We start from the raw sequence: 25,125 nt of genomic DNA, 5'->3' as shown, positions 1-25,125 counted from the left end.
GTGTTCACGTTTGGGCTATCAGGTGACAGGATTCGCTCGCAGGCCCGGGGCAATGCCCGGGCCCTTGTCATGGAGTTGAAGTGCGCGACCTTGCCCCAGAGATCTGCCGCCAGCGCCTCGTTGTCGAAGGCCTGTGCCACGAGCCGATCGATGCCGCCTCGATCCGCACCTACCTGTCCGAGCTCTCCACGGCCATCGACATGGTGTCGCTGATGGAGCCGGTCACCCACCAGTCACCGCTGTACGGCTGGGCCGGCTGGATCCACTGGGAGACCTCCGGGGCGCACTTCTACGCCTGGGACGTGCCGCGGCTGTTCTTCAGTGTCGACATCTACGCCTGCAAGCCGTTCTCCGCGCAGACCGTCCTCGACCTCACCGAAAAGTCGTTCGACGCCTACGAGCTGGTCTCGAAGGAGTTCTGATGAGGAACCAGTACTGGATGCACTTCGACGCCCGCGGCGACCTGCTGGAGTCGGCGCGCCAGTGCGAGGCCGAGGTGTTCCAGCGTTGGTTCGGCAACACCCGCGCCGAGCTCGACGAGGAGTACGGGCCCTATGAGGCCGACTCGATCTTCCTCGTCATCGCGGACGCCGGCGACGAGGTGGTGGCCGCCGTCCGGCTGATCGCGCCCGGCCGCTCCGGCTTCAAGGCCTTGGACGACGTCGCCCAGGCACCCTGGCAGGTGGACGGCGCGCGGTCCGCCGCCGCCGCCGGACTGGACCTCTCCACCACCTGGGAGGTCGGCACACTGTGTGTGCGGGCCGGCGTGGCCGGAAGCAGCCGGCTCTCTCTCGCGCTCTACCACGGACTGATGACCGTCGCGCAGGTCAACGGGATGAGCGCGTTCATCGCCATCCTGGACGAGCGCGTGCGCCGGCTGCTGTCCAGCGTCGGTATCACCACCCGCCCGCTGCCCGGCGTCCGGACCGCGCCCTACCTCGGGTCGGCGCACAGCACGCCGGTGTACTCGCCGTTCGCGGCGATGCTCGACGCCCAGCGCCGCGACCTGCCGGACGCCTACCGGCTGGTCACCCTCGGCATCGGGCTGGACGGCATCGTCGTACCTGAGCGTGCGGCTTTCCGCCGTCGCGAACGCGAGCTGGTCCTCGACCTCGCCGCGCTCGACACGCTCGACGCGGACCTGGCCGCGCTCGATGCCGGGTTCGACCTGCCGGACGACCTGTCGCGGCTGTCCGGCAGCTAGTCAGCTCGCGCGCTGCGGCGTCGGCTGGGCGGCCCAGCGGCGCACCCACGGGCCGATCTCGGCCACCGGCATCGGCTTGGCGATGTGGTAGCCCTGCAGGACGTCCACGCCCATCTCGACGAGCACCTGCGCGGTCTGCTCGTCCTCCACCCCTTCGGCGACCAGCCGCATCCCCATCGCGTGCGCCATGTTCGTCGTGGTCGCCACGATCAGCCGGGTGCGCTCGTCAGTCAGCAGCGTGCTGACGAACGAGCGGTCCATCTTCAGCTCCTGGACCGGCAGCGCGCGCAGGTAGGACAACGACGAGAACCCGGTCCCGTAGTCGTCGATCGCGACCTGCACCTCGTGCTCGCGCAGCTGGTACATCGCCTCGCGCGCGCGTTCCGGGTCGGACAGGAACGACTCCTCGGTGACCTCGATGAGCACCCGGTCGCCGGGCAGCCCGGATTCCTCCAACGTGTGGAACAGCCGCGGCAGCAGCTGCCCGCCGAGCAGCTCCAGCGGAGCGCAGTTCATCGCTACCCGGAAGCTCGAGCCGGTCGCCGCGAACGAGACCGCGTCGCTGATCACCTGGCGCATCACCCACTCGGACAAGGCCGGCATCAGCCCCGCTCGACGCGCGTCCGGCAGGAACTCGATCGGCGACAGCAACCCCTCGGTCGGGTGCTGCCAGCGGACCAGCGCCTCCATCGCCAGCAGCTCGCGGTTCGCGGCGTCGACCTGCGGCTGGTACCAGAGCACCAGCTGGCCCTCGCGGATCGCGTCGCGCAGCTCCTCGCTGCGGCGCAGCCGCTGCCGGGTGAACACCTCCTGCGACGGGTCGTAGAGCAGAGCCCCGGCGCGCGCCTGCTTGGCCTCGTACATCGCGACGTCCGCCCGGCGTAGCAGGTCGGTCGCCGAGACGTCGCCCGGGTCGCGGACCGTGATGCCGATCGACGCGCGGATCGCCAGGTCGAGGTTGTCCACGTGTACGGCCGCGAGCAGCACCCGGCGCACCTCGTGCGCGAGCTCGAGCAGCGCCAGCTCGTCCTCGGTGTCGGTCAGCACCGCGAACTCGTCGCCGCCCAGCCGCGCCACCAGCACCTGGTTCGGCAGCGTCAGCTGCATGCGGTGCGCGACCGTGCGCAGCACCTCGTCGCCGGTACCGTGCCCGAGGCTGTCGTTGATGTCCTTGAAGCCGTCCAGGTCGAGCAGCATGAAGCCGAGCGGTGAGTCCCCGCGCAGCCCTTCGTCGGTGGCCGCGAGCACAGCCCGTCGGTTGGGCAGGCCGGTCAGCTCGTCGGTCATCGACAGCCGCAACGCCTCAGCCGCACCGCGCGCCTCATTAAGGGCGAGCACCAGCCGGCCGCCGGCGCAGACCAGGGTCACGATGGCCGGCAGGGTGATGCACCAGCCGATCGTCCCCCTCGGGTGCAGCACCAGGGCGACCAGTGCGACGGACGCCGCGGCGACCAGGATGCGCGACTGCTGGCGGTCGGTCGGCGAGTACTCGGCTGAGCGCTCGCGGCTGCAGGCGGCGCCGATGATCAGCGCGAAGGCCCCACCCCAGATCACGTCCAGCCCGATGTTGGTCGTGTACGCGTCCCGCGCGTCGCTGGTCAGCGTCATGACGAAGCTGGAGTCCGCGATCGCGAGCGCCATGAAGCCCGCTCCCAGGCAGGCCGTCCGACGCGAGCGGCTGCGGTGGCCGAGCAGCATCTGGGCGAAGACCATCGTGGCCAGCAGCAGGTCGAGCAGCGGGTAGAGGATCGCCAGCAGGAGCGCGACGCCCCCCTGGTCGAAGCCCCTGGCCAGCGGCGTCAGCACCACGAAGCTGGACACGCACACCGCGGCACCGCAGACGACGGCGGCGTCCAGCCAGAGCGCCGCGGCGGGCAGCCGCGGACGCGGGACGTCCAGCATCAGGAAGGCCGCCATCCCCAGGTAGGAGATCACGTAGAGCACCTCGCCGGGCGCCGGGAACGTCACCGTCGCGACCGCCTGGCTCGCGCTGACCATGGCCGAACCGGCCGCCCACGCGGTCACCCCGGCCAGCAGCACCAGCAGCGCGGCCCGCCGGGACCGGTCCCGCCCGGCGGCGAACAGCAACCGGGTCAGCTGGATGACGAAGAACAGGGCGAGGGTGATGACCAGCGCGGTCCGGATGGCCGGGCCGTCCGAGCCGCCGGGCAGCACCGCAGCCGAGCCGGTGCCGACCGCGGCGACGACCAGCGCCGCCTGCCCTAGTCTGCGCTCGGCGCTGCCTGCGGTATTTGTGCGCGCGAAGGTGCCTGACACAGCTCCTCCGCATCATGACGACGGGCCGCCCGGACACTCAGGGAAATGCCGGACGGAACGCTCAGTTGATCATCGGCTCAGTAAGGCAAGGCTTGAGCGTCAACCGGCGCTGTTCCGGGCAGCCAGGTCATCGGCCACCTCGCGAGCCGCGCCAAGCAGGTACGGCGGGTGCTCGCCCGCGTCGCCGGACTGGTCGTCCGGCACCAGGTCGGCGACCACGCAGGTGATGTTGTCCGGCGCCCCCGTGTCGAGCGCCAGCTGCAGCAGCCGGTCCAGGACGACGTCCGGGTCCGGCTCTTCGAGGGCGTCACGGATGTCGGCGTCCGAGACGTAGTCGGGCAGGCCGTCGCTGCACAGCAGGTAGCGGTCGCCGACGACGGCCCGCCGGGTCGTCGTCTCGACCTGGGCGCCACCCGGCTCGCCCTGAAGGGCGTTGGTGATCAGGTTGCCGCGCGGGTGCGAGACGGCCTGCTCCGGCGTCAGGATGCCCTGCTGCACCAGCAGCTGGACGACGGTGTGGTCGGTGGTCAGCTGCTCGAGCTCGTCGTCGTGCAGCCGGTAGGCCCGGGAGTCGCCCACGTGCCCGATCGCCACCTGCTCGCCGTCGACGAACATCGCCGTCATGGTGGTGCCCATCCCCCGCAACGACGGCGTCTTCTCCACCGCGGAGCGCAACCGCTCGTCGGCGAGCTCGATCGCCGCGGCCAGCTCCTCGGGCAGTCCGTTCGGACCCGGACCGTCGTCCAGGAAGATGACCGCGTCGGTGGCGATGGCGCTCGCGACCTCACCGAACTCGTGGCCGCCCATGCCGTCGGCGACCACCGCCAGCCGGCGTCCGACGAACGCCGAGTCCTCGTTGGTCGGCCGTCGCAGGCCGGGGTGGGTGCGCCCGACAGCCCGCATCGACGTCACCACCAACCCCCTTCCGCGCGGCACCGCCAGCCGAGACCGCGCCTCATCTTGCTACGAGCGCAACAGAAGGTGTCAATCTCGATCAGGCCCTGCGGATCTTTCCACGGGCCAGCAGCGCCAACATGATCGCAGGCAGTTCTGCCTTGACGACGGAGATCAGCGACGCCGCCGCCCCGCCAGCCGGATCCGTGACCTTCGTGACGAGCGCCGAGATCATCGTGGCGGATGCCGGAGTCGGATGCGGGAAGTAGTCAGTCACCTGGTCAGCGTCCGCGATCGGGGACGCCATCGACCTGGGCGCCATTCGGTAGTCCTTGACGAGGGCACGGAACCTGGTCATTGCCTGTTCGATCACCCGTTGGGTGTCCGGGCTCTTCGCGAGCGTCTTGTCCCCGCTCATCACCCAGGTCTCGAACTTGTTCTGCACCTCGACCCCGACGAGTCCGCTACCGCCGTTGCGCGTGCTGAGCTGGTCGTGCACGAACTTCACGAGACCGCTGTAGACAGCCTGCTTCCCGTCAGGGTCTTTGTACAGCTCTTCGAGCAGCACCTTGAACGCGCCCGCCCTGCTGAAGTTGGGATGCCATCCGAGGTGGTACGCATCGGCGGACTCGTAGGTGTCCAGCAGCGACTTCGACGCCGGATCGGCGAGCACGCCATTGGCCACGGCCTCGAACAGAGCGGTGAGCTTGCCTGCCGGGAGAGCATCGAGGTTCTCCTTCAGCTTGGCGATGAAGTCGTCCTTGTTGATCAGGTGCCCGGCACTGAAGGCATCCATCAGGAAGTGCTCGGCGAACCCGGCGGTCACCGCGGCCCGATCACTGAGCTCCTTGGCCTTGCCTGGATCGGTGCTGGCCACATCCACGGACTGGAACGTGGTCGTCACGGTCTCGGCGTAGTAGCGAAGGAACGTAGCGACGTTGTCGTCTCCGGCCGCTCCGGCGCTTGCGGGGGGCGAGATGAGCGCGGGGTCTCGGGGGGCGAAGTGCGCGGCGTTCTTGAGGTTCAGCTTCGTGTAACGACCGTTGGTCGCGGTGTCCCACTCCTCCTCCTTGACCGCCCCGCCGGCGGCTTCCCTGCGTACCAGAGCAAGGACCGCGGCGAGCTCCACAGGGTTCGCCTTCAGCAGGTCTTCCGGCCTCCCGTACAGGTCGGCGAGCGCGTTCACCTCGCCAGATGTCAGGGTCTCCTTGCCGATCGTGAGTCGCTGCGAGCCCGGGGCACGGTCACCCTGACTGGCGTGCTCGCCCGAGGCATAGCGCTGCACCATCTCGCTGACAGCGGCATTGCCCGCCGAGCGCTGCAGCCGCAGGAGCGCGTCGCTGGACGACGACGGCCCGCCGGCGTGGCCGCGATCTGCTATGCGGGCACCGTCACCTGGTCGGTGACCGGACCGCACGATCAGCCCCTTCATCTCACCACCCCGGCACCCAACGTACTCGGGGTGAGCCTCGCTCGGACTCCTGAGCCCGGGATCAGCCCTTGATCGCGCCTCCGAGCTCGCCGCTGCGCAGGAACAACCGCTGGAACACCAGGAAGATCACCAGCGGCACGGCAGTCGAGATCAGCAGCGCGGCCAGGAACACGTCGAGCTCGATGATCGGCTGCAGGGTCGGCAACCTCACCGACAACGGCTGCTTCACCGGGTCGGGCAGCACCAGCAGCGGCCAGACGAAGTCCTTCCAGGCCGCCAGCACAGCGAACACCGACACCACGCCCAGCACCGGCCGCGACATCGGCAGCACCACCGACCAGAACAGCCGCCAGGGCCCGGCGCCGTCCACCCGGGCCGCCTCGAACACCTCCCGCGGCAGGCTGTCGAAGAAGCGCGTCACCAGCACGACGTTGAAGGCGCTCGCGCCGGCCGGCAGGATCACGCCCCACCAGCTGTTGATGAACGAGCGGTGGATCACCGGCACGTCCAGCACTGTCAGGTAGAGCGGAACCAGCAGGACGACGGCCGGCACGAACAGTGTCACCAGCACCATCGCGTTCAGCACCTTCGCATAGCGCGGGCGCAGCACCGACAGCACGAAGCCGCCGGTGGTCGCGACCACCATCTGGCAGGCCCAGGAGCCCGCCGCGATGATCAGCGTGTTCAGGAAGTACCGGTCCAGCTGGACGTCGACCCAGGCCGTCTTGAGGTTCGTCCAGTCGGTGCCGTGCGGGAACAGCGCCATTGGCTGGCGCAACGTGTCCTGCGTCGGGGTGATCGCGGACTTCGCCAGCCACAGCAACGGGCCGAGGGCGGCGACCACCAGACCTGCGAGCAACGCGCCGTAGACCACCCGACGGGACCAGCGTGCCCACGGGGTGCGCGCGTTGCGCACCGTGGTGATGCCGCGCTGGCTCGCGTCGTCCGCGACCGGACGGCGAACCCGCCGACGGCGTTGCCGCACAGGCTGTTCGGCGATCGCCACCGCCTCAGGCTCGGCGTCGCGCAGCGCGTCCACGCCCAGGCTCATGAGCTGCTCCAGGAGCGGGTGACGCGGAAGAACAGCAACGAGAACACCGCGAGGAACACAGCGAGCATCAGGCTCAGCGCGGCGGCGGCGCCGTAGTCACCGCCGAGGCTGTTGCCGAAGGCATAGTCGTAGATCAGCAGCAGCACCGTGGTCGTGGAGTTGTCCGGACCACCCCGGGTGAACAGGTACGGCTCGATGAACACCTGCGCCGTGCCGATGATCTGCAGGATCAAGGTGATCAGCATGACGCCGCGCAGCTGCGGGACCGTCACGTGCCAGACCTTGCGCCAGGTACTGGCGCCGTCGACGTCCGCTGCGTCGTACAGCTCGGGCGGTACGGCGACCAGCGCGGCGAGGTAGATGATGACCGTTCCGCCGGCAGCGGCCCAGGTCGCCTCCAGCACCAGCGACGGCATCGCCGTCCGCGCGGAGTCCAACCAGGAGAACGGTCCTAGGTGCACCCAGCCGAAGATCGTGTTGAACACCCCGTCCGGGCTGGAGTCGTAGAAGAAGCGCCACAGCAGCACCGCTACCACCGGCGGGACGACGACCGGCAGGTACGCCAGCACCGTGAACAGCCCCCGCGAGCGGCGCAGGTCGCTCATCAGCACCGACAGGAACAGCGGCACCGGGTAGCCCAGAACCAGTGCCAGCACAGCGAAGTAGCCGGTGTTGCGCACCGCCGTCGGTAGCAGCGGGTCGGACAGCACCTGGTGGAAGTTCGCCCAGCCGACGTAGACCGGCTTGGTGACGAGGTTGGTCTGCTGCACGCTCATCACCACCGCGCGCACGATCGGGTACCAGGAGAACAGCGTGAACACGATCAGCAGTGGTGCGGCGAACAGCAGGGTGGTCAGGCCGCCGTCGTGGACCCAGGTCAGGGCAGTCCTGCGCCGCCGCCCGGCCGCAGAGCGGGGCGGGCGACGGCGCAGGAGCTCAGAGGTGCTCGACATCGGTTACTGCGGTCCTCACTTGTCGAGCAGCGCCTGGGCCTGGGTGTTGGCCTTGTCGAGCACCTGGTTCACGTCGGCGTTCTTGTCGGTCAGCACCTTCTGCACGACGGAGTCGAGCAGCGCGTAGACCTCCTGGGTGTGCGCCACCGGCTCGGCCAGGAACTTCTGGTTGTTGATGCCGTTGGTGAACGCGGACATCTGGTCGATGGGCACGTTGACGTACGGCTTGATCCAGTCGTTGTACGACGTCAGCGTGGCCGCGTCGAACACCGGCAGCTGCGGCGTGCCGACCGGCTGCTTGCCCTCGTTGAGCGTCTTGGCGTCCGCGACCGCGGCGTCCTGCTCGCTCAGCTTGCGCATGTAGTAGAAGTCGTTCCACTTCACCGCTGCATCGGCCTGCGCCTGGTTCGCCTTGGCGCTGACCGCCGCGATCGACCCACCGCCGAGCACGCCGGCGTCCGTGGAGTCGGCCATCGGCAGGAGGCCGAGGCCGTACGACCCGGGCTTGACGTTGTTCTGCTGCACCAGCGCGTTGTACACGTCCGAGCCGCTGACGTACATGCCGGCCTTGCCCGCGCCGAACGCCTGGTTGATGCCGCCCCAGTCGAGCAGCGCACCGGTGCCGACCGAGTTGTCCTGCCAGCGCATGGCCTTGAGCTGTGCCAGGACCTGCTTGGTCGAGTCGTTGTTCACGGTCGCGGTCTTGCCGTCCGCCGACTCCATCCGGCCACCCATGGCGTAGGTGAAGGTGGTCAGGTCCCAGCCGCCCGTGTTGCCCTTGCTCATGGTGACGAAGCCGGGCTGGCCGGTCTTGTCGTGGATCGCCTTGGCGTCGGCGCGCAGGTCGGCCCAGGTCGTCGGCGGGTTGTCCGGGTCCAGGCCCGCTGCCTTGAACAGGTCGCGGTTGTAGTGCAGCCCCATGCCGTACACCCCGGTCGGCAGGCCGAAGATCTTGCCGTCGGTGCTCTGCACCGCCGCCAGCACGCTGGGGTTGAACTTCTTCGCGTAGGGCAGCGCGTTGACCTGCTTGCTGACGTCCAGGATCTGGTTGCGCTCGATCAGGCCGCGGGCGTCGGTGAACGGAACCCGGAAGGTCGTGGGCAGCGTGCCGCCGGCGAGCTGCGTCGCGAACGTCTCACCCTTCCACTCCCACTCCTTGGGCTCGATGGTGATCTTCGGGTTGGCCGACATGAACGCAGCCGCCTGCGCCTTGAAGGTGTCGATGGTTGCCTGCTCGCTGCCGGGTCGCCATCCCTCGACCGAGATGGTGACCTTGCCGTCCTTGCTGGCCTTGCCGTCGGCCGCGTTCACCGAGCTGCCGCAAGCCGCCAGCATGCTCACTGCCAGCACGGCGAGCGCGCCCGCCGAGGCCGTGGTCCGTCGTCGTGAGGACATCGTCGTCGCTCCTTGGTCATGCGGCCGGCGGTGCCGGCTCGTCCTGTGTTGCGGAAGGTTTGTCGCGTACTGCGCAGGTGCGGTGGCTCAGGTCGTCGGGGCGTCGAGCCAGACGGTGGTGTCCGCCGGTAGCCGACCTCCTTCCAGCGGAGCGCTGCTGAGCAGCACGCGGTGGTGGGCCGGCAGGTCGACCGGTCCGGGGCGCAGGTTCGTTACCGAGACCAGCGAGGGGCCCCTGCGGAACGCGAGCACGCCCTCGACGTCCGTCTCGGACGCGGTCAGCCAGCGCAGCCGACCGTCGCCGAGGTCCGGGTGCTCGCGTCGCAGCCGCAGGGCCTCGCGGTAGAGCGAGAGCGTCGAGCCGACGTCACCTTGCTGCGCCTGCACGCTGATCCCGTTCCAGGACAATGGCTGGGGCAGCCAGGTCGGCGCGGCACCCGCACCGAGCAGGGGTGCGCTGAAGCCGTACGGCGGTTCCTGACCGGACCACGGCAGCGGCACCCGGCAGCCGTCCCGACCGGGGTCGATACCGCCCGAACGCTCGTGCATCGGGTCCTCGAGCTGGTCCAGCGGCAGGTCCTCGACCTCGGGCAGGCCGAGCTCGTCGCCCTGGTACACGTACACGCTGCCCGGCAGCGCCATGCTCAGCAGCGCGGCTGCGCGGGCCCGGCGCAACCCGAGGTCCAGGTCCGTCGGAGTGCCGAAACGCTTGCGCTCGAACGCGAACGAGGTGTCCGAACGCCCGTATCGGGTGGCCGGTCGGGTCACGTCGTGGTTGGCCAGCACCCAGGTTGCAGGGGCGCCGACCTGCTCGTGCACCGCGAGCGTCGTCTCGATGGAGCGCCGCAGCCGGTCGACGTCCCATGCGCAGGTCAGGAAGTCGAAGTTGAAGGCGGTGTGCAGCACGTCCGGACGCAGGTAGCGGCCGAAGCGCTCGACGTCCGGCAGCCAGATCTCGCCGACCAGGGCGCGGTCGCCGTACTCGTCCGCGATCTGCCGCCAGGACCGGTAGACGTCCTGCAGCTCGTCCCGGTCGACGTACGGGTGCTCGCCAGGCCCCAGCTTCTCGCGCAGTTCGGGCAGCGACGGGTCCTTGACCAACAGCGCAGCGGAGTCGATCCGGACGCCGGCCACCCCGCGGTCGAACCAGAACCGCAGCACGTCCTCGAACTCGGCGCGGACCACCGGGCAGCCCCAGTTGAGGTCGGGCTGGCCGGGGGCGAACAGGTGCAGGTACCACTCGCCGGGGTTGCCGTCGGCGTCCGTCGTCCGACTCCAGGCCGGTCCGCCGAAGTTGGACTGCCAGCCGTTGGGCGGCAGCGCGCCGTCCGGGCCGACGCCGGGGCGGAACCAGAACCGCTGGCGCTCGGGCGAGCCGGGGGCCGCGGCCAGCGCCTCCTGGAACCAGCGGTGCTGGTCCGAGACGTGGTTGGGGACGACGTCCACGATCGTCCGGATGCCGAGCCGTGAGGCGGTGGTGATGACCTCCTCGGCCAGGCGCAGGTCGCCGAACACCGGGTCGATCGCGCGGTAGTCGGCCACGTCGTACCCGCCGTCCGCCATCGGCGAGGGGTACCAGGGGGTGAACCAGATGGCGTCGACCCCCAGGTCCTGCAGGTAGGGCAGCCGGTTCAGGACGCCGAGCAGGTCGCCCACGCCGTCGCCGTCGCCATCGGCGAAGCTGCGCGGGTAGACCTGGTAGATCGCGGCGCTGCGCCACCAGTCGACGGTGCGGACGGCGGCCGCAGTCGGTACGACCTCGAGTGAGCCACGGGTGGCGTCCTGCAGTGCCACGCAGTCCCTCCTCAGATCGTCGGTGATTCTGAACGAGGACATTAGACAGGGTGAACAGGATCACGCAAGAACTTGACAAGATTACTTTCTAAACCCGACCTCCACCTCGCCCCGCACCCGCCCCCCTTCCCCGACTTGTGACGCGTTTGGGGGGCCTCGGAGGCCGCCGAGGCCCCCATAGCTCGCCACAAGTGGGGACGCCGGGGACGCCGGGGACGCCGGGGACGCCGGGGACGCCGGGGACGCCGGGGACGCCGGGGGGCGCGAGGGGGGCGTGCGAGGGAGGGAAGGAGGGCGGGGTCAGACGGGGGACGTCGGTGCTGCGCCGGTGGATCGCCGGACGACCAGCTCGGGCTCGAAGAGCAGCTCGTCGCTCTGCGTGCTCTCGCCGCCGATCTGGCGCATCAGCAGGTCGACGGCCGCGCGGCCCATCGCCTCGATCGGCTGCCGGACGGTGGTCAGCGGCGGCTCGGTGCAGCTCATGAAGGCGGAGTCGTCGTACCCCACCACGGAGACGTCGCCCGGCACGCTGAGCCGGGCCCGACGGACGGCCCGGATCGCGCCGAGCGCGAGCGGGTCGCTGGCGCAGACCAGGCCGGTCACCCCGCGGGCGACCAGCTTGTTCGCGGCCGACTGGCCGGCCTGCAGCGAGTACTGGCTGCGCACCACGTACTCCGGACCGAGCTCGATGCCGGCGTCGGCCGCGATCAGCTGGGCAGTGTGCAGCTTGCGCTCGGACGGCACGTGGTCCTCTGGTCCCAGCACCAGCCCGATCCGTTGGTGCCCCAGTGCCAGCAGGTGGCCCATCGCCTGTTCCATCGCGCTGGCGTCGTCGCACACGATCTGCGGCATCTGCAGGTGCTCGATCGCCGCGTTGAGCAGCACCGCCGGCAGCTTGCGGTCCAGGATCCGCTCGTAGTGCTCATGGTCGGCGTCACGCTGGGAGTAGAGCCCACCGGCGAAGATGACGCCGGCCACCCGCTGCTGCATGAGCAGGTCCACGAAGTCCGACTCCGAGACCCCTCCGGCGGTCTGGATGCACAGCACCGGGGTCATCCCGTTCTGCGCCAGACCCGCGCCGAGCACCTCGGCGAAGGCCGGGAAGATCGGGTTCTGCAGCTCGGGGATCACCAGCCCGACCAGCCGCGCCCGCTCGCCGCGCAGCTTCGTCGGCCGCTCGTAGCCGAGCACGTCGAGGGCGGTGAGCACGCTCTCGCGGGTCGCGTCGGAGACCCCGGGCTTGCCGTTGAGCACCCGGCTGACCGTGGCCTCGCTGACTCCGACCCGGCGCGCTACCTCTGCAAGACGTCTCGACACGCGCGCAAGTGTAGGACCAGGTCCTGCAATTCCCTGCGGTCAGCGCACCCGACCCCGCGGCTTGAGCGGCACCCCGGGCAGCTCAGGGGCTGGCAGCGGGCCGCCGTCGAACCCCTCGACCCGCCCGAACACGGACCCGCCGTCCAGCCCGCCCATCCACTTCTGCCGGGCGGCGACGATCTCGTCGTGGGTTCGCGCCACGAAGTTCCACCACATCAGGATCTGCTCCTCGAACGGCGCACCGCCGAGCAGCAGGCAGCGGCCGCCGTCCAGCGAGGACAGCTCGATCTGGTCCCGCGCGCTGCCCAGGTAGAGCAGGCGACCGGGCTCGACGGCCACGCCCTCGACCTCGATGCGCCCGCGCAGCACCACGACAGCGTGCTCGAAACCGGCATCCAGCGGGACGATTCCCGGTCCGACCACCTCCAGGTCCGCCCCGAGCAGCGGGGAGTGGACGCGAGCCGGGCTGGTCGCGCCGCCCAGTGAGCCGACCAGCACGGTCGCCGTGACGGCGCCGAGCTGGACCACCGGGAGCTGCTCGACGTGCTCGAAGCGCGGCTCGACGTGCCGGGACTCCTCCGGCAGGGCGATCCAGAGCTGGGCGCCGTGCAACCACGGCGGCCGCTCGGCCGGGGACTCCTCGGAGTGCGAGATGCCGCGGCCGGCGGTCATCAGGTTGAGCTGCCCCGGCTGGACCAGCTGGTGGTTGCCGAGGCTGTCGCGGTGGTCCACCGCACCGTCCAGCAGCCAGCTCACGGTCTGCAGGCCCAGGTGCGGGTGCGGCGGCACGCGCATGCCCGGCATGGTGATCACGGCATCAGGCCCGTACGTGTCCACGAAGCACCAGGCGCCGACCATCCGTCGTTCACGGTGCGGCAGCGTGCGGTTGACCAGGTTCGTCTTGCTGATCGGGACCTCGCGGCCGTCGAGCAGCTCGAGCACCGGGGCGTGCGGCGGGTCGGAGACCGAGATGGTCTCGGTCGGGTGCACCTCACGATTGCTCACACAACCACCCTACGGCTCGCACCAGGGCCGAGCACCGCTTTGGGTGGATTACGCCTAAGTCGTGACCTTGTGCGGTCGAGCTCGAGCCGGGCAGTACGGGCCCGGGCAGCACGACGGCGCCGGCCACACAGGGTGGACGGCGCCGTCGGTGCAGGTACGGACTGCTCAGCTGCGCTGCTGCGGAATCCCCGCGAGCAGCTGGCGAACCTCGTCCTCGGGGTAGCGACGGTGGCCACCGAGAGTGCGGATCGAGGTGAGCTTGCCCGCCTTGGCCCAACGCGTGACGGTCTTGGGGTCTACGCGGAACAGGGCCGCAACCTCGGCCGGCGTCAGCAGCGACTGCGCGTCGGGGCTCTTGGTGGCCATGACTTACTCCTTCAGATGGCCCGCGTCGGTCGACGCGGTTGCTGATACAAGGATGCCCCCTTTACTGCTTTGAGGGAACATTATGGACGGATCATTGTGTTCCGTACCGTCGGGACTAGTTACACGGTGCTTCCGGCCACAAGGTGACTAGTCCGACGATCTTCCGGCTCAGCAGGCTCTGGACAGGAGCTGCACCCGATGCCATCGCGTCGTCCACCGCCGATACGCGGCCGCCGCGGACGTCGCATCCCCCTCGGACAGCGCGGCAAGACCTTCCGCGACGTCCGAAGCAGAATCATCGCTGGTCAGATGCTCGGCGTCCAACAGCGTCGCCAGCCCGCCGTAGTCGAGCTCGAGCAGGCTGAGCGGGTGGAAATCCTCCATCCAGCGCGCGACCTGCTCGATCTCGTCCACCACGTCGATCTCGCCCAGACCGTCGCGCGCGGCCCGAAGCCCTACTGCCGCACGACGTCGAGCCGACGACATCGCCGTCCGGTAGCGAAGCGAGGGATGCTCGCCGACGGTCAGCTCACGCTCGTCGGCGGCGAACGGGACGAACCACGACACCGGCACGTGCCAGGCCGCAGTACGGGAGAAAAGGCGCACATCACCACCCGAACGGGTGAATGCGGCGAGGTCGCTGGCGGCCTGCTCGCGCAGCGCCGGCGGCACCACGCCCTCCCCCGGCAGCAGCTCACCCGGCGCGTCGGGGGCGCCGAGTCGGGTCCAGACCTGCAGCCGCGGCTGCAGGGGGCACACGTACAGCGCGCCGTCCTGCTCGATCACCAGGCCGTGCGTGCTCTCGGTCACCGGCACCGGCACCGGCGGGCGGCCGGCGAGCCGGCGAACCGTATCGGCGTACAGCTGCGCCTCCACCTCGGCCGGCGGCGGAGCGTTCGCCGCATACGCCGTCCAGCGACGCCGCTGGTCCTTAGGCATCGTGGCGACCGGCTCGTACACCCGCAGGTGAGCCTGGTACGGCGGGCGACGGGTCACGGTGGGCACACCCCCAGAGTGTCACCTCCGGACAGTTCTAGGCTGGAGGCATACGGGGTCGCAGACCCCCCGGACGGCGGGTGTCGACCTCACGAGGGTCGATCACCCCGGCACACCTGAGGAGCCACTACCGTGACCGTGACTGGGAGCCCGACCACCCACCCGCCGATCGAGGACGGCAGCGACGCGTTCGCGGCCGACCACGAGCAGGTGGTCTTCTGCCACGACCCCGACAGCGGACTGCGCGCGATCATCGCGCTGCACAGCACCGCGCTCGGGCCGGGCCTGGGCGGCACGCGGTTCTACCCGTACCCGAGCACCCAGGCCGCGCTGGCTGACGTGCTGCACCTCTCGCGCGGCATGACGTACAAGAACGCGGTCGCCGGCCTCGACCACGGCGGCGGCAAGGCCGTGATCATCGGCGACCCCGCCCGCGACAAGACCCCCGAGCTGCTGCGCGCCTACGGCCGCTTCGTGCAGAGCCTCGGCGGGCGCTACGTGACGGCGTGCGACGTAGGCACCTACGTCGCGGACATGGACGTCGTCGCGCAGACCTGCGACTTCGTGACCGGACGCAGCGAGGCGGACGGCGGCGCGGGCGACTCCTCGGTGCTCACCGCGCTGGGCGTGTTCCAGGGGATGCGCGCGGCCGCGGCGCACCGGTGGGGCCAGCCCACGCTGTCCGGACGCCGGGTCGGGATCAGCGGGGTCGGCAAGGTCGGGCACCTGCTCACCGACCTGCTGGTCACCGACGGCGCGGACGTCGTGATCGCGGACGTCTCGCCGGCGGCGCTGGCCCGGGTGCAGAGTCAGCACCCTCAGGTGATCGTCGCCGCCACGACCGACCAGCTGGTCCTGGCCGACCTCGACGTCTACGCCCCGTGCGCCCTTGGCGGCGCCCTGACCACCGAGGTCGTCGCCGGCCTGAAGGCGCAGATCGTGTGCGGTGCGGCGAACAACCAGCTCGCGAACTCCACCGTCGCCGACCAGTTGCTGGCCCGCGCGATCACGTACGCGCCGGACTACCTCGTGAACTCCGGCGGGGTCATCCAGGTGGCCGACGAGCTGCGCGGCTTCTCGTTCGAGCGGGCCCGCGAGCGCACCCTGGGGATCTTCGACGCGACCGCCGCGGTGCTGCGCGAGGCGGACGAGGAGAACGTGGCCCCGTCGGTCGCTGCGGACCGCCTGGCCGAGCGTCGGATCGCCGGCGTTGCGCCGAACGAGCGGCTGTTCCTGCCTGGCCGCCGATGAGCGGTCGACGCCGGGTAGGTGGAACCCCCGGAGACGATGTACCGTTGTCCTCACGACGAGATCACACAATTCCGGGGCCGCATCTCGCCGCCCCGGTCGACGCATGAGGGGGTCGACGCTATGGGTCGCGGCCGCGCCAAGGCCAAGCAGACCAAGGTCGCCCGGGAGCTGAAGTACTACAGCCCCAGCACCGACTTGACTGCCCTCCAGCGTGAGCTCCACGCTGACTCACCCTCGTATACCGAGCCGGACCGGGCTGCGCCCTCCGACGAAGACGAGGACGACTACCAGAGCTGGGCCTCCGGCGAGCGCTGAGCTCGTCCGCTCCAACTCGACTTCCCTCGAAATGGGTCCTGTCACCAGCTGACGGGGCCCATTTCGCGGGCGTCGCAGGTCAGACGGCCTGGACGCCGACCATCCGGACGGCTCCGCCGTCCACGCCCTTCGCGCCCTGCGTCACATCGCCGTCCTGACGGCTGCCGTCCGCCGGTCCGACGCTGCCCAGCACCCACGAGGGCAGGCCGCGCGCGGTGAGCCGAGCGACCGCGGCATCCGCGCTGTCCGGGCTGACCACAGCGATCATGCCGACGCCGAGGTTCAGCGTGCGCTCCAGGTCGTCCAGCGGGACGGCACCCAGGCGCCGCACCAGCCCGAAGACCGGGCCCGGCGTCCACGTCGAGCGGTCCACGACCGCTTCGAGGCCGCGCGGCAGCACCCGCGCCAGGTTGGCCGCCAGACCGCCGCCGGTGACGTGGCTGACCGCGTGCACGTCGATGCCGTCGCCGCGGCCTCCTCGAACCAGGTCGAGCACGTCCTGGGCGTACACCCGGGTCGGTTCGAGCAGCTCCTCACCGATGGTCCGACCGAGCTCGTCGACGTGCTGCTCCAGGCCTAGCCCGGACACCTCGAGCACCCGCCGGACCAGCGAGTACCCGTTCGAGTGCAGCCCGGACGACGCCATGGCGACCAGCACGTCGCCGCTGCGCACCCGCTCGGGACCGAGTACGTCGTCCGCCTCGACGACCCCGGTGACCGCACCGGCCACGTCGTACTCACCCGGCGCCAGCAGGCCCGGGTGCTCGGCGGTCTCGCCGCCGGCCAGCGCGCAGCCCGCGCTCACGCAGGCCTCCGCGATGCCCCGGACGACGGCCGCGATGCGCTCGGGGACGACCGATCCGCAGGCGATGTAGTCGGTCATGAACAGCGGCTCGGCGCCGACCACGACGATGTCGTCGACCACCATGCCGACCAGGTCGAAGCCGATCGTGTGGTGGATGTCGAGCCGCTGGGCGATCTGCACCTTGGTGCCGACACCGTCGGTGCTGGTGGCCAGCAGCGGTCGCCGGTAGGTCTTGAGCGCGCTGACGTCGAACAGGCCGGCGAAGCCACCGAGCCCACCGACCACCTCAGGGCGGCGAGTCTTGGCGACCCACTCCTTCATCAGCTCGACGGCACGGTCGCCCGCCTCGGTGTCCACGCCGGCGCCCACATAGGTCACCGGCGCCACGGCGCCGGTCCGGTCCGCGGTCACGGGCGGGACAGCGCGTCGGGGGCGCCCCCGGACAACCCGGTCGGTACGCCGTCCGCGTCCCGCATCCCGGCTGGGCCGACCTCGAGCCCGGGCAGCGTCTCCAGCACGTTCTTGCCCAGCTGGTCGGCGTGCGGCAGCTCGATCGGGTACTGGCCGGTGAAGCAGGCCCGGCACAGCCGGTCCTTGGGCTGGTTCGTCGCGGCGATCATGCCGTCCTCGCTGATGTAGCCGAGGCTGTCGGCGCCGATGCTGGCGCGCACCTCCTCGACCCCCAGGCCGGTCGCGATCAGCTCGGCCCGGGTCGCGAAGTCGATGCCGTAGAAGCACGGCCAGCTGATCGGTGGCGAGGAGATCCGCACGTGCACCTCGGCCGCGCCGGCCTCGCGCAGCATCCGCACCTGGGCGCGCTGGGTGTTGCCGCGCACGATCGAGTCGTCGACCACGACCAGCCGCTTGCCGCGGATCACCTCGGTCAGCGGGTTGAGCTTGAGCCGGATGCCGAGCTGGCGGATCGTCTGGCTGGGCTGGATGAACGTGCGCCCGACGTAGGAGTTCTTCACGAAGCCCTGGCCGAACGGGATGCCGCTGGCCTCCGCGTACCCGATCGCGGCGGGCGTGCCCGACTCCGGGACGCCGATCACCAGGTCGGCCTCGGCCGGGTGCTCGGCGGCCAGCAGCCGGCCCATCTCGACCCGGGCCTCATGCATGACGCGCCCGCTGATTGTCGTGTCCGGCCGGGCCAGGTAGACGAACTCGAAGACGCAGCCCTTCGGGTCGGGCTCGGCGAAGTGCGAGGAGCGCAGGCCGTCGGCGTCGATCACCACCAGCTCGCCCGGCTCGATCTCGCGGATGTAGCTCGCGCCGATCGTCGCCAGCGCCGGGGTCTCGCTGGCCACCACCCAGCCGCGCTCCAGGCGGCCGAGGACCAGCGGCCGCACGCCGTTGCGGTCCCGCGCGGCGTACAGGGTGTGCTCGTCCATGAAGACCAGGCTGAACGCGCCGCGCAGCTCGGGCAGGATCTCCAGTGCGGTGGACTCCAGGCTGTGGTCGGGGTCGCCGGCCAGCAGCGCGGTGATCAGCGCGGTGTCGGTGGTGTTGCCCCGGGACAGCTCACCGGCGGCCTGAGCGCCGTAGCGCTGCTGGACGACGTCGCGCAGCTCGGCGGAGTTCGTGAGGTTGCCGTTGTGCGCGAGGGCGACCGTGCCGCCGGCCGTGTTGCCCAGCGTCGGCTGGGCGTTCTCCCAGACGCTGCCGCCGGTCGTGGAGTACCGGGTGTGCCCGATCGCCAGGTGCCCGGCCAGGGAGTTCAGGGCGGTCTCGTCGAAGACCTGCGCGACCAGGCCCATGTCCTTGTAGACGAGCAGGCGGCGTCCATCGCTGGTCGCGATGCCGGCCGACTCCTGGCCGCGGTGCTGCAACGCGTACAGCCCGTAGAAGGTGAGCTTGGCCACCTCCTCCCCGGGGGCCCAGATCCCCAGGACGCCACAGGCGTCCTGCGGGGACTTCTCGCCGGGGAGCAGGTCATGGGTCAGCAGCCCGTCGCCTCGTGCCACCTGACGAGTGTCGCACAGCCGAGGTGCTCCTAGCGGCGCCGGGACACCCACTCGACGACGATCGCGGCGAGACCGCCGAGCAGACCACCCAACAGGCCCAGCAGCAGAGCCAGGTAGCCGACGAGGGCCCCGCGGCCGCTGTCGGCGCCCACCGGGCCCGCCAGGCCGGCCACCAGTGCGACCAGCACGCCGACTGCCGCGCCGGTCAGCAGGAACCTGCCGTAGCGCGGCGCCCGGGTGACCCGTAGCCGGGTCTGCCCGGGCTGGGGGTGCTGCGACGGCTTGGTGCTGGACGACTCGGTGCTGGGCGGCTTGGTGCTGGGCGACTCGGTGTCGGACGACTCGGTGTCGGGCTGCTCGTTCACGCACCGACGGTAACCCGCCTCAGATCCGCCCACCGCCGGTGGACTCGCCGGCCAGCCGCTGGCTGATGTAGATCGGGATCACCGAGAGCATGACCAGCGCGGCCGCGACGACGTTGACCACCGGCGCCTGGTTCGGCCGGAACAGGTTCTGGAAGATCCAGATCGGCAGTGTCGTCACCCCGGGCGGCGCGGTGAACAGGGTCACCACGATCTCGTCGAACGAGAGCCCGAAGGCCAGTACGCCACCGGCCAGGAACGCTCCTCGCAGGTTGGGGAAGGTCACTCGGCGGAACGTGGTGAACGTGTCCGCACCCAGGTCCATCGACGCTTCCTCGAGGCTGGTGCCCAGGCGCCGCAGCCGCGCGATCACGTTGTTGTAGATCACCACGATGCAGAACGTGCTGTGCGCGACCACGACGGTCCAGATCGACAGCTCGATCGACAGGATGGTCCGGAAGGCGGTGCGCAGCGCCAGGGCGGTGACGATGCCGGGCAGGGCGATCGGCAGGATGACCAGCAAGGACAGGGTCTGGCGGCCGAAGAACTTGTACCGGCTGAGCGCGAACGCCAGCAGGGCGCCGAGGGTCATGGCCACCGCAGTGGCCATCAGGCCGACCTTGACCGAGGTGAGGATCGCCTCGCGCACCCCGGTGTTGCCCCACACCGACTGCCACCAGTGCAGCGTGTAGCTCTGCGGCGGCCAGGCGAACACGGTGCTGGCGTTGAACGAGTTGATCACCACGACGGCCAGCGGCACGTAGACGAAGGCCAGCCCGAGCGCCATGGCCAGCCGGAACGCCCAGCGGGCGGGGCCGGAGAAGTTCACGTCGTCCCTCTCACAGGTTGTCCAGCGCGCCGGTACGACGGACCAGGGCCAGGTAGATCAGCATGATCGCGATCGGGATGATCGCGATGGTCGCGGCGAAGGGCAGGTTCGCGGCGTAGTTCTGGTAGACGATGTTGCCGAGCATCTGCACCTTGCCGCCGACTATCTGCGCCGTGATGTAGTCACCGAGGCTCAGCGAGAACGTGAAGATCGTGCCCGCGACGATGGACGGGTAGGTCAGCGGCAGCACGACGCTGCGCAGGGTCCGCCACGTCCGCCCGCCGAGATCACCGGAGGCGTCCAGCAGCGAGTCCGGCAGCCGCTCGAGCCCGGCGTACACCGGCAGGATCATGTACGGCAGCCACAGGTAGGTCAGGGTCAGCACGATCGCCACCCGGCCGAAACCCGGCCCGTCGAGGCCGAACGGCTGGCCGAGCCACGCGATCACGCCCTTGCCAGGCTGCACCATCGCCTGCCACGCGTAGACCTTGACCAGGTAGGACGCCCACAGCGGCGTGATGACCAGTGCGACCAGCAGCCCGCGCGAGCGCGGCCTGGCGATCTTGGCCATGAAGAACGCCATCGGCACGCCGAGGCAGACGCACAGGACCGTGACCGACAGCGCGATCCCCACCGTCAGCAGCGTCGCGCGCAGGTAGGCCGGCTCTGTGAAGACGTCCACGAAGTTGGCGGTGGTGAAGGTGTGTACCACCGCGTTGGTGAACTCGTCGACGCTGAAGAACGCGGTCGAGAGCAGCGAGAAGATGGCCGCGAAGTAGATCAGGCCGAGCCACAGCACGGGCGGCCCGAGCAGAGTGGCCAGCCGGGTGCGCGTACTGCGGAACAGGTGGGCGGACAGCCGACGGCGCCGCAGGCTGTCTCAGCTGCGCAGAGTGCTCCACGCCTTCGTCCACTCCGAGTATGGGATGCACTTGGTGTCAGTGCGGCCGTCGAGGCAGTCGGACTGGGGCGTGGCCCAGAACCAGATCTTCTTGAAGTACGGCTCGTCGTCCGCGTGGAACACCTTGCAGTGCCCGGCGTCCGTGGTCTGCGTGCAGGCCTTCAGGTTGGCCGGAGCCTCGCCGAACCACTCGGCGACCTGCGCCTGAACGCTGGGCGTGGTGATGTGGTTCATCCACAGGTAGGCGCAGTTCGGGTGCTTCGACTTGGCGTCGATCATCCAGGTGTCGGCCCAACCCGTCGAGCCCTCCTTGGGCAGCGTCGCGTCCACCGGTGCCTTGTCGGCCTGGGCGAGGTTCACGATGATCTGCCAGGAGGTGCCGAGCACGTACGTGCCGTTGGTGAACGCCTTCTGCGCGTCGGTGTACGACGACCAGTAGCCGGACAGGATCGACTTCTGCTGGGTGGCCAGCGCGACCGCGGCGTCGAACTGCTTCTGGTCCAGCGCGTACGGGTTCTTGATGCCGAGGTCGGGCTTGGTGGCCATCAGGTACAGCGCTGCGTCCGCCAGGTAGGTCGGGGAGTCGTAGGCACCGATGCTGCCCTTGTACGGCGAGTTCTGGTCCCAGACCACACTCCACGAGTCCGGGGCCGGCTTGACCTTGTCGGTCCGCCAGGACAGCAGGTTGGCACCCCAGCCGTGCGGGATGCCGTAGTCCACGCCGCCGACGGAGTTCCACTGCTGGGCCTTCTGGAACGGCGCGATGTCGGCCCAGTTGGTGAGCAGCGAGGTGTTGACCGGCGCCACCTTGCCCGCGTAGATCATCCGCAGCGAGGAGTCACCCGAGGCCGAGACGACGTCGAAGTCGCCGGTGCCCATCTTCTCGAACATCTCGTCGGAGGTGTTGGCCACCTGGACGTTCGCCTTGCAGCCGGTCGCCTTCTCGTACGGCGTCACCCAGTCGACCGCCGGGTCGGTCGTGCCGTTCTCCGCGTAGCCGGCCCAGGCGAGGATGTTGACCGCGCCCTCGCCGGCTCCGAGGCTGGCCAGCGGCTTCATGCTCGGCGGCTTGGCGCGCGTGCCACCGCTGGCGGAGTCGCCGTCGCTGCTGCCGCACCCGGCGATCGCGAGCGCCACGACTGCCCCCACGGCCACGAATGCCGTACGACGCTTGGTCGCCATCTGTTATCTCCTTCGCTTGTCGGTCGTACGTGATCAGTCGAGCTGGAACTCGTGCTCGCGGCGCCAGAGCAGACGGACTCTGGTGCCACGCAGGGTCTGCACCTGCATCGACGAGGTGTGCAGGTTCTGCTGGAGCACGGTGAGCCGGGCGCCGGCGTCCAGGTCAACCAGGAAGCGGGTGGCCGCGCCGGCGTAGACCACCTCGGCGACGGTGCCGTCGGCAGATCGCTCGTCGGCGCCGGCCGGCTCCTCCTCGCTGACCATCCGGACCTTCTCCGGCCTCACCGACCAGGTGCCCTTGCGACCCAGGATCGCTTGTGCCGCAGCAGGTTTCATCAGGTTGGACGTGCCGACGAAGCCGGCCACGAACGGGCTGGACGGTCGCTCGTAGATCTCGGCGGGCGTGCCGACCTGCTCGATTCGGCCGTCGTGGAACACGGCGATCCGGTCGGACATGGTCAGCGCCTCCTCCTGGTCGTGGGTGACGAACACGAAGGTCAGGCCGACCTGGCGCTGGATCACCTTGAGCTCGACCTGCATCTCCTCGCGGAGCTTGAGATCGAGGGCCCCGAGCGGCTCGTCCAGCAGCAGCACCCTGGGGCGGTTGACCAGGGCGCGGGCCAGCGCGACGCGCTGACGCTGGCCGCCGGACAGCTGCCCCGGCTTGCGCTGGCCGTAGTCGCCCAGCCGGACGCCATCCAGGGCGTCCACCGCCCGCCGCCGGCGCTCGGCCTTGGCCACACCCTTGACCCGCAGCCCGTACTCGACGTTCTGCAGGACGCTCATGTGCGGGAAGAGCGCATAGTCCTGGAAGACGGTGTTGACGTCGCGGTCGAACGGCGGGACGCGGGTCACCTCACGGCCGGCCAGCTCGATGGTGCCCTCGGTGGGCAGCTCGAAGCCGGCGATCATCCGCAGCACGGTGGTCTTCCCGGACCCGGAGGGTCCGAGCAGGGTGAGGAACTCGCCGTCCACGATGTCGAGGTCGACCCCGGCCACGGCGGTGACCTGCGAGGTGCCGACGCCGAACGTCTTCACCAGGCCGCGCAGCCGGATCGCCGGGCCGGTCGTGGCGGGGTCGGTCACCGAGGTCTCGCTATGGGGTGCAGGGCTGGACACGGGCGTGAACCTATGACTTCATAGGTCAACGCGCAAGGGCTCCGGGGAACTCCGACCCGACCGCTACCGTTTCGTGACCGACCAGGCAGGAGGGGCACGTGAGCGCGACCGGCAGCTCGGCGTCCGCTCCGTCCCACATGTCCTCACGGGCCCGCGCCGCGGTCTTCTCGCCGCTCGAACCCAGCGGGCGCGCCGAGGCGGTCAGCCGCCGGCTCTCCGACGCGATCGCGCTCGGGCTGCTCCCGGACGCCGAGCAGCTGCCCAGCGAGAGCGACCTCGCCGAGCGGCTCGGCGTCTCGACCGTGACGGTGCGGGAGGCGCTCACCACGTTGCGCGAGCAGGGGCTGGTGCGCACCCGGCGCGGGCGTGGCGGCGGCTCTTTCGTGTGCGCCCCCACGGACGCCGCGACCTCGGTGCTGCGAGCCCGGCTGCTCACGTTCAGCGTCGGCGAGCTGCGGGACCTCGCCGACCACTACGCGGCGGTCAGCGGCGCCTGTGCCCGGCTTGCCGCCGACCGGGCCGACGACCAGGACCTGGCTCGGCTCGAGGCCGCCAACGACCGGCTCGCCACCGCAAAGGACGCGGGCGCCCGGCGGCGGGCCGAGGGCCAGTACCACCTCGAGCTGGCCGCCGGCGCGCAGTCGGCCCGGCTGACCCGGGAGGAGATCGGGCTGCAGAGCCTGGTAGGCCCGGTGCTGTGGCTGCCCTACTCCGGCGACGACGCCGTGCACGCCGCCTGCGAGGTGCACCGACGGCTGCACCGCGCTCTGGCCGCCGGCGACGGGGCAGCCGCCCGCGCGGCCGCCGAGGACCACGTCGGGCAGATGTTCGCCGCCGTCCGGGCGCTGCACCTCGAGGTCAGCCGCTCGTGAGCCGGGGTCCGATCGGCGACCAATTCCTGACCGCGAGGCCGCCACGGTGGATGATGGAACGGTGAGCAACCCCTCCAGCGTGACCGGCGCGCCCGGCACCGGCTCGGTGACGGCCTCCGACGTCGTGACCGCGGCCGACGCCATCGGCGGCCAGGTGCACGGACTGCTGGACGGGCTCCGGCTCGCCGTCGGCATGAGCTTCACCGGGCCGAGGCGTCCCACGCACGGTGAGCTCGGGATCGACGACCTGGCCGCCGCCATGCTCAGGCTGCCCGACCTGCCGCTGGCCGGCGCTGGGTTCGTCGCCGCGCACGACGCGCTGTCCGACGTCCCGTACTGGCTGCAGTGGTGGACGACCGACCCGGACGCGGCGACTCCCGAGATCACCCAGCTGCAGGTGCAGACCGACCCGGTGGCGGATGACTTCCGTGACTACACCGCGCTCGCCTGGTTCACCGGACCGCAGGCCACTGGGCTGCCGCACCTGACCGGCCCGTACGTCGACTACCTGTGCACCGACGAGTACACGCTGACCTTCACCCAACCCGTGATGGCCGACGGCGAGCTGGTCGGGGTCGTCGGCGCGGACCTGTTCGTCCGCGCCCTGGAGGCCCGGGTGCTGCCGAGCCTGGCTCGGCTGCCCGGCTCGGCGGCGCTGGTCAGCGCGACGGGGCGGGTCGTCACGGCGTCCGGGGCCGGCTGGGTGACCGGCGACCTGGTCCGCGAGGTGCCGGTCGCCGAGTGGATGCGGGACGGCGCCACCGGCGAGCCCGACTGGCAGCTGCTGCGCTGCGCGAACGTGCCGCTCGCGGTGCTGGTGCAGCGCGGCTGAGCCGCGGCG

General features: G+C 70.4%; 24 protein-coding genes. 6 read left to right on the top strand and 18 right to left on the bottom strand.

Annotation, left to right across the window (positions count from 1 at the left end; translation table 11 throughout):
* Positions 1–80 precede the first annotated feature (80 nt).
* Both ACPPVT_RS01765 and ACPPVT_RS01760 read left to right on the top strand, forming a co-directional pair.
* Positions 81–422, top strand: a complete 342-nt coding sequence (locus ACPPVT_RS01765) for an S-adenosylmethionine decarboxylase (protein WP_426564886.1) — start codon at positions 81–83, stop codon at positions 420–422.
* Complete coding sequence (locus ACPPVT_RS01760) at positions 422–1,204, top strand: hypothetical protein (RefSeq protein WP_426564884.1); 783 nt, start codon at positions 422–424, stop codon at positions 1,202–1,204. Before ACPPVT_RS01765 ends, ACPPVT_RS01760 begins: the two co-directional genes overlap by 1 nt.
* Here ACPPVT_RS01760 and ACPPVT_RS01755 read toward each other — a convergent pair whose 3' ends face one another.
* The 11 genes from ACPPVT_RS01755 to ACPPVT_RS01705 all read right to left on the bottom strand — a co-directional run bounded on the left by ACPPVT_RS01755 (position 1,205) and on the right by ACPPVT_RS01705 (position 14,693).
* Positions 1,205–3,481: a putative bifunctional diguanylate cyclase/phosphodiesterase gene (locus ACPPVT_RS01755; protein WP_426564882.1), complete on the bottom strand. Its 2,277-nt coding sequence runs from the start codon at positions 3,479–3,481 to the stop codon at positions 1,205–1,207.
* 99 nt (positions 3,482–3,580) lie between these two features.
* Positions 3,581–4,384: a PP2C family protein-serine/threonine phosphatase gene (locus ACPPVT_RS01750; protein WP_426564880.1), complete on the bottom strand. Its 804-nt coding sequence runs from the start codon at positions 4,382–4,384 to the stop codon at positions 3,581–3,583.
* A 91-nt stretch (positions 4,385–4,475) separates the two neighbouring features.
* Positions 4,476–5,807, bottom strand: a complete 1,332-nt coding sequence (locus ACPPVT_RS01745) for a hypothetical protein (RefSeq protein WP_426564878.1) — start codon at positions 5,805–5,807, stop codon at positions 4,476–4,478.
* A gap of 61 nt (positions 5,808–5,868) precedes the next feature.
* On the bottom strand, positions 5,869–6,858 hold the full coding sequence (locus tag ACPPVT_RS01740; protein WP_426564876.1) for a carbohydrate ABC transporter permease: 990 nt from the start codon (positions 6,856–6,858) through the stop codon (positions 5,869–5,871).
* Positions 6,855–7,811 (bottom strand): carbohydrate ABC transporter permease, encoded by a 957-nt coding sequence (locus tag ACPPVT_RS01735; RefSeq protein ID WP_426564874.1) that lies wholly within the window; start codon positions 7,809–7,811, stop codon positions 6,855–6,857. Before ACPPVT_RS01735 ends, ACPPVT_RS01740 begins: the two co-directional genes overlap by 4 nt.
* 15 nt (positions 7,812–7,826) lie before the next feature.
* Entirely contained in the window at positions 7,827–9,206 is a 1,380-nt protein-coding gene (locus tag ACPPVT_RS01730) for an ABC transporter substrate-binding protein (RefSeq protein WP_426564872.1), read from the bottom strand.
* A gap of 87 nt (positions 9,207–9,293) precedes the next feature.
* Positions 9,294–10,910 (bottom strand): glycoside hydrolase family 13 protein, encoded by a 1,617-nt coding sequence (locus ACPPVT_RS01725; RefSeq protein WP_426567029.1) that lies wholly within the window; start codon positions 10,908–10,910, stop codon positions 9,294–9,296.
* A gap of 390 nt (positions 10,911–11,300) precedes the next feature.
* Entirely contained in the window at positions 11,301–12,317 is a 1,017-nt protein-coding gene (locus tag ACPPVT_RS01720; protein ID WP_426564870.1) for a LacI family DNA-binding transcriptional regulator, read from the bottom strand.
* A 39-nt stretch (positions 12,318–12,356) separates the two neighbouring features.
* Positions 12,357–13,322 carry a pirin family protein gene (locus ACPPVT_RS01715; RefSeq protein ID WP_426564868.1) on the bottom strand — a complete coding sequence of 322 codons (966 nt, stop codon included), beginning with the start codon at positions 13,320–13,322 and terminating at the stop codon, positions 12,357–12,359.
* A gap of 165 nt (positions 13,323–13,487) precedes the next feature.
* The gene (locus ACPPVT_RS01710; RefSeq protein ID WP_345715678.1) at positions 13,488–13,688 is read right to left on the bottom strand and encodes a BldC family transcriptional regulator; all 201 of its coding nucleotides are present in this window, start codon (positions 13,686–13,688) and stop codon (positions 13,488–13,490) included.
* Between the two features lie 168 nt (positions 13,689–13,856).
* Complete coding sequence (locus ACPPVT_RS01705) at positions 13,857–14,693, bottom strand: hypothetical protein (protein WP_426564866.1); 837 nt, start codon at positions 14,691–14,693, stop codon at positions 13,857–13,859.
* A 159-nt stretch (positions 14,694–14,852) separates the two neighbouring features.
* On the opposite strand from ACPPVT_RS01705, the gene ACPPVT_RS01700 reads away from it, so the two are divergent.
* Entirely contained in the window at positions 14,853–15,935 is a 1,083-nt protein-coding gene (locus tag ACPPVT_RS01700) for a Glu/Leu/Phe/Val dehydrogenase dimerization domain-containing protein (protein ID WP_426567028.1), read from the top strand.
* A gap of 120 nt (positions 15,936–16,055) precedes the next feature.
* Positions 16,056–16,250 carry a DUF3073 domain-containing protein gene (locus ACPPVT_RS01695; RefSeq protein ID WP_426564864.1) on the top strand — a complete coding sequence of 65 codons (195 nt, stop codon included), beginning with the start codon at positions 16,056–16,058 and terminating at the stop codon, positions 16,248–16,250.
* Positions 16,251–16,329: 79 nt separating this feature from the next.
* Here ACPPVT_RS01695 and purM read toward each other — a convergent pair whose 3' ends face one another.
* The 7 genes from purM to ACPPVT_RS01660 are packed head-to-tail and all read right to left on the bottom strand — an operon-like array spanning position 16,330 to position 23,379.
* Complete coding sequence (gene purM, locus ACPPVT_RS01690; protein WP_426564862.1) at positions 16,330–17,466, bottom strand: phosphoribosylformylglycinamidine cyclo-ligase; 1,137 nt, start codon at positions 17,464–17,466, stop codon at positions 16,330–16,332.
* Positions 17,463–19,019 carry an amidophosphoribosyltransferase gene (gene purF, locus ACPPVT_RS01685; protein ID WP_426564860.1) on the bottom strand — a complete coding sequence of 519 codons (1,557 nt, stop codon included), beginning with the start codon at positions 19,017–19,019 and terminating at the stop codon, positions 17,463–17,465. Before purF ends, purM begins: the two co-directional genes overlap by 4 nt.
* Positions 19,020–19,048: 29 nt before the next feature.
* On the bottom strand, positions 19,049–19,384 hold the full coding sequence (locus ACPPVT_RS01680; protein ID WP_426564858.1) for a hypothetical protein: 336 nt from the start codon (positions 19,382–19,384) through the stop codon (positions 19,049–19,051).
* Positions 19,385–19,403: 19 nt separating this feature from the next.
* Entirely contained in the window at positions 19,404–20,210 is an 807-nt protein-coding gene (locus ACPPVT_RS01675; protein WP_426564856.1) for an ABC transporter permease, read from the bottom strand.
* A gap of 10 nt (positions 20,211–20,220) precedes the next feature.
* Positions 20,221–21,084 (bottom strand): ABC transporter permease, encoded by an 864-nt coding sequence (locus tag ACPPVT_RS01670; RefSeq protein WP_426567027.1) that lies wholly within the window; start codon positions 21,082–21,084, stop codon positions 20,221–20,223.
* Positions 21,085–21,090: 6 nt separating this feature from the next.
* Positions 21,091–22,293: an ABC transporter substrate-binding protein gene (locus tag ACPPVT_RS01665; RefSeq protein ID WP_426564854.1), complete on the bottom strand. Its 1,203-nt coding sequence runs from the start codon at positions 22,291–22,293 to the stop codon at positions 21,091–21,093.
* A gap of 33 nt (positions 22,294–22,326) precedes the next feature.
* Complete coding sequence (locus ACPPVT_RS01660; protein ID WP_426564852.1) at positions 22,327–23,379, bottom strand: ABC transporter ATP-binding protein; 1,053 nt, start codon at positions 23,377–23,379, stop codon at positions 22,327–22,329.
* Between the two features lie 170 nt (positions 23,380–23,549).
* Between ACPPVT_RS01660 and ACPPVT_RS01655 the strand changes: the two genes are divergently transcribed.
* Together ACPPVT_RS01655 and ACPPVT_RS01650 are read left to right on the top strand one after the other, a co-directional pair.
* Positions 23,550–24,284, top strand: a complete 735-nt coding sequence (locus ACPPVT_RS01655) for a FadR/GntR family transcriptional regulator (RefSeq protein ID WP_426567026.1) — start codon at positions 23,550–23,552, stop codon at positions 24,282–24,284.
* A 61-nt stretch (positions 24,285–24,345) separates the two neighbouring features.
* The gene (locus ACPPVT_RS01650; protein WP_426564850.1) at positions 24,346–25,116 is read left to right on the top strand and encodes a cache domain-containing protein; all 771 of its coding nucleotides are present in this window, start codon (positions 24,346–24,348) and stop codon (positions 25,114–25,116) included.
* The last annotated feature ends 9 nt before the right edge of the window (positions 25,117–25,125 follow it).

It is taken from the genome of Angustibacter sp. McL0619, from assembly GCF_049994355.1.
In the GTDB taxonomy this organism is placed as follows: domain Bacteria; phylum Actinomycetota; class Actinomycetes; order Actinomycetales; family Angustibacteraceae; genus Angustibacter.
Note: the sequence above shows the minus strand (reverse complement) of the source record. Positions and strands in the feature narration are given on the sequence as shown.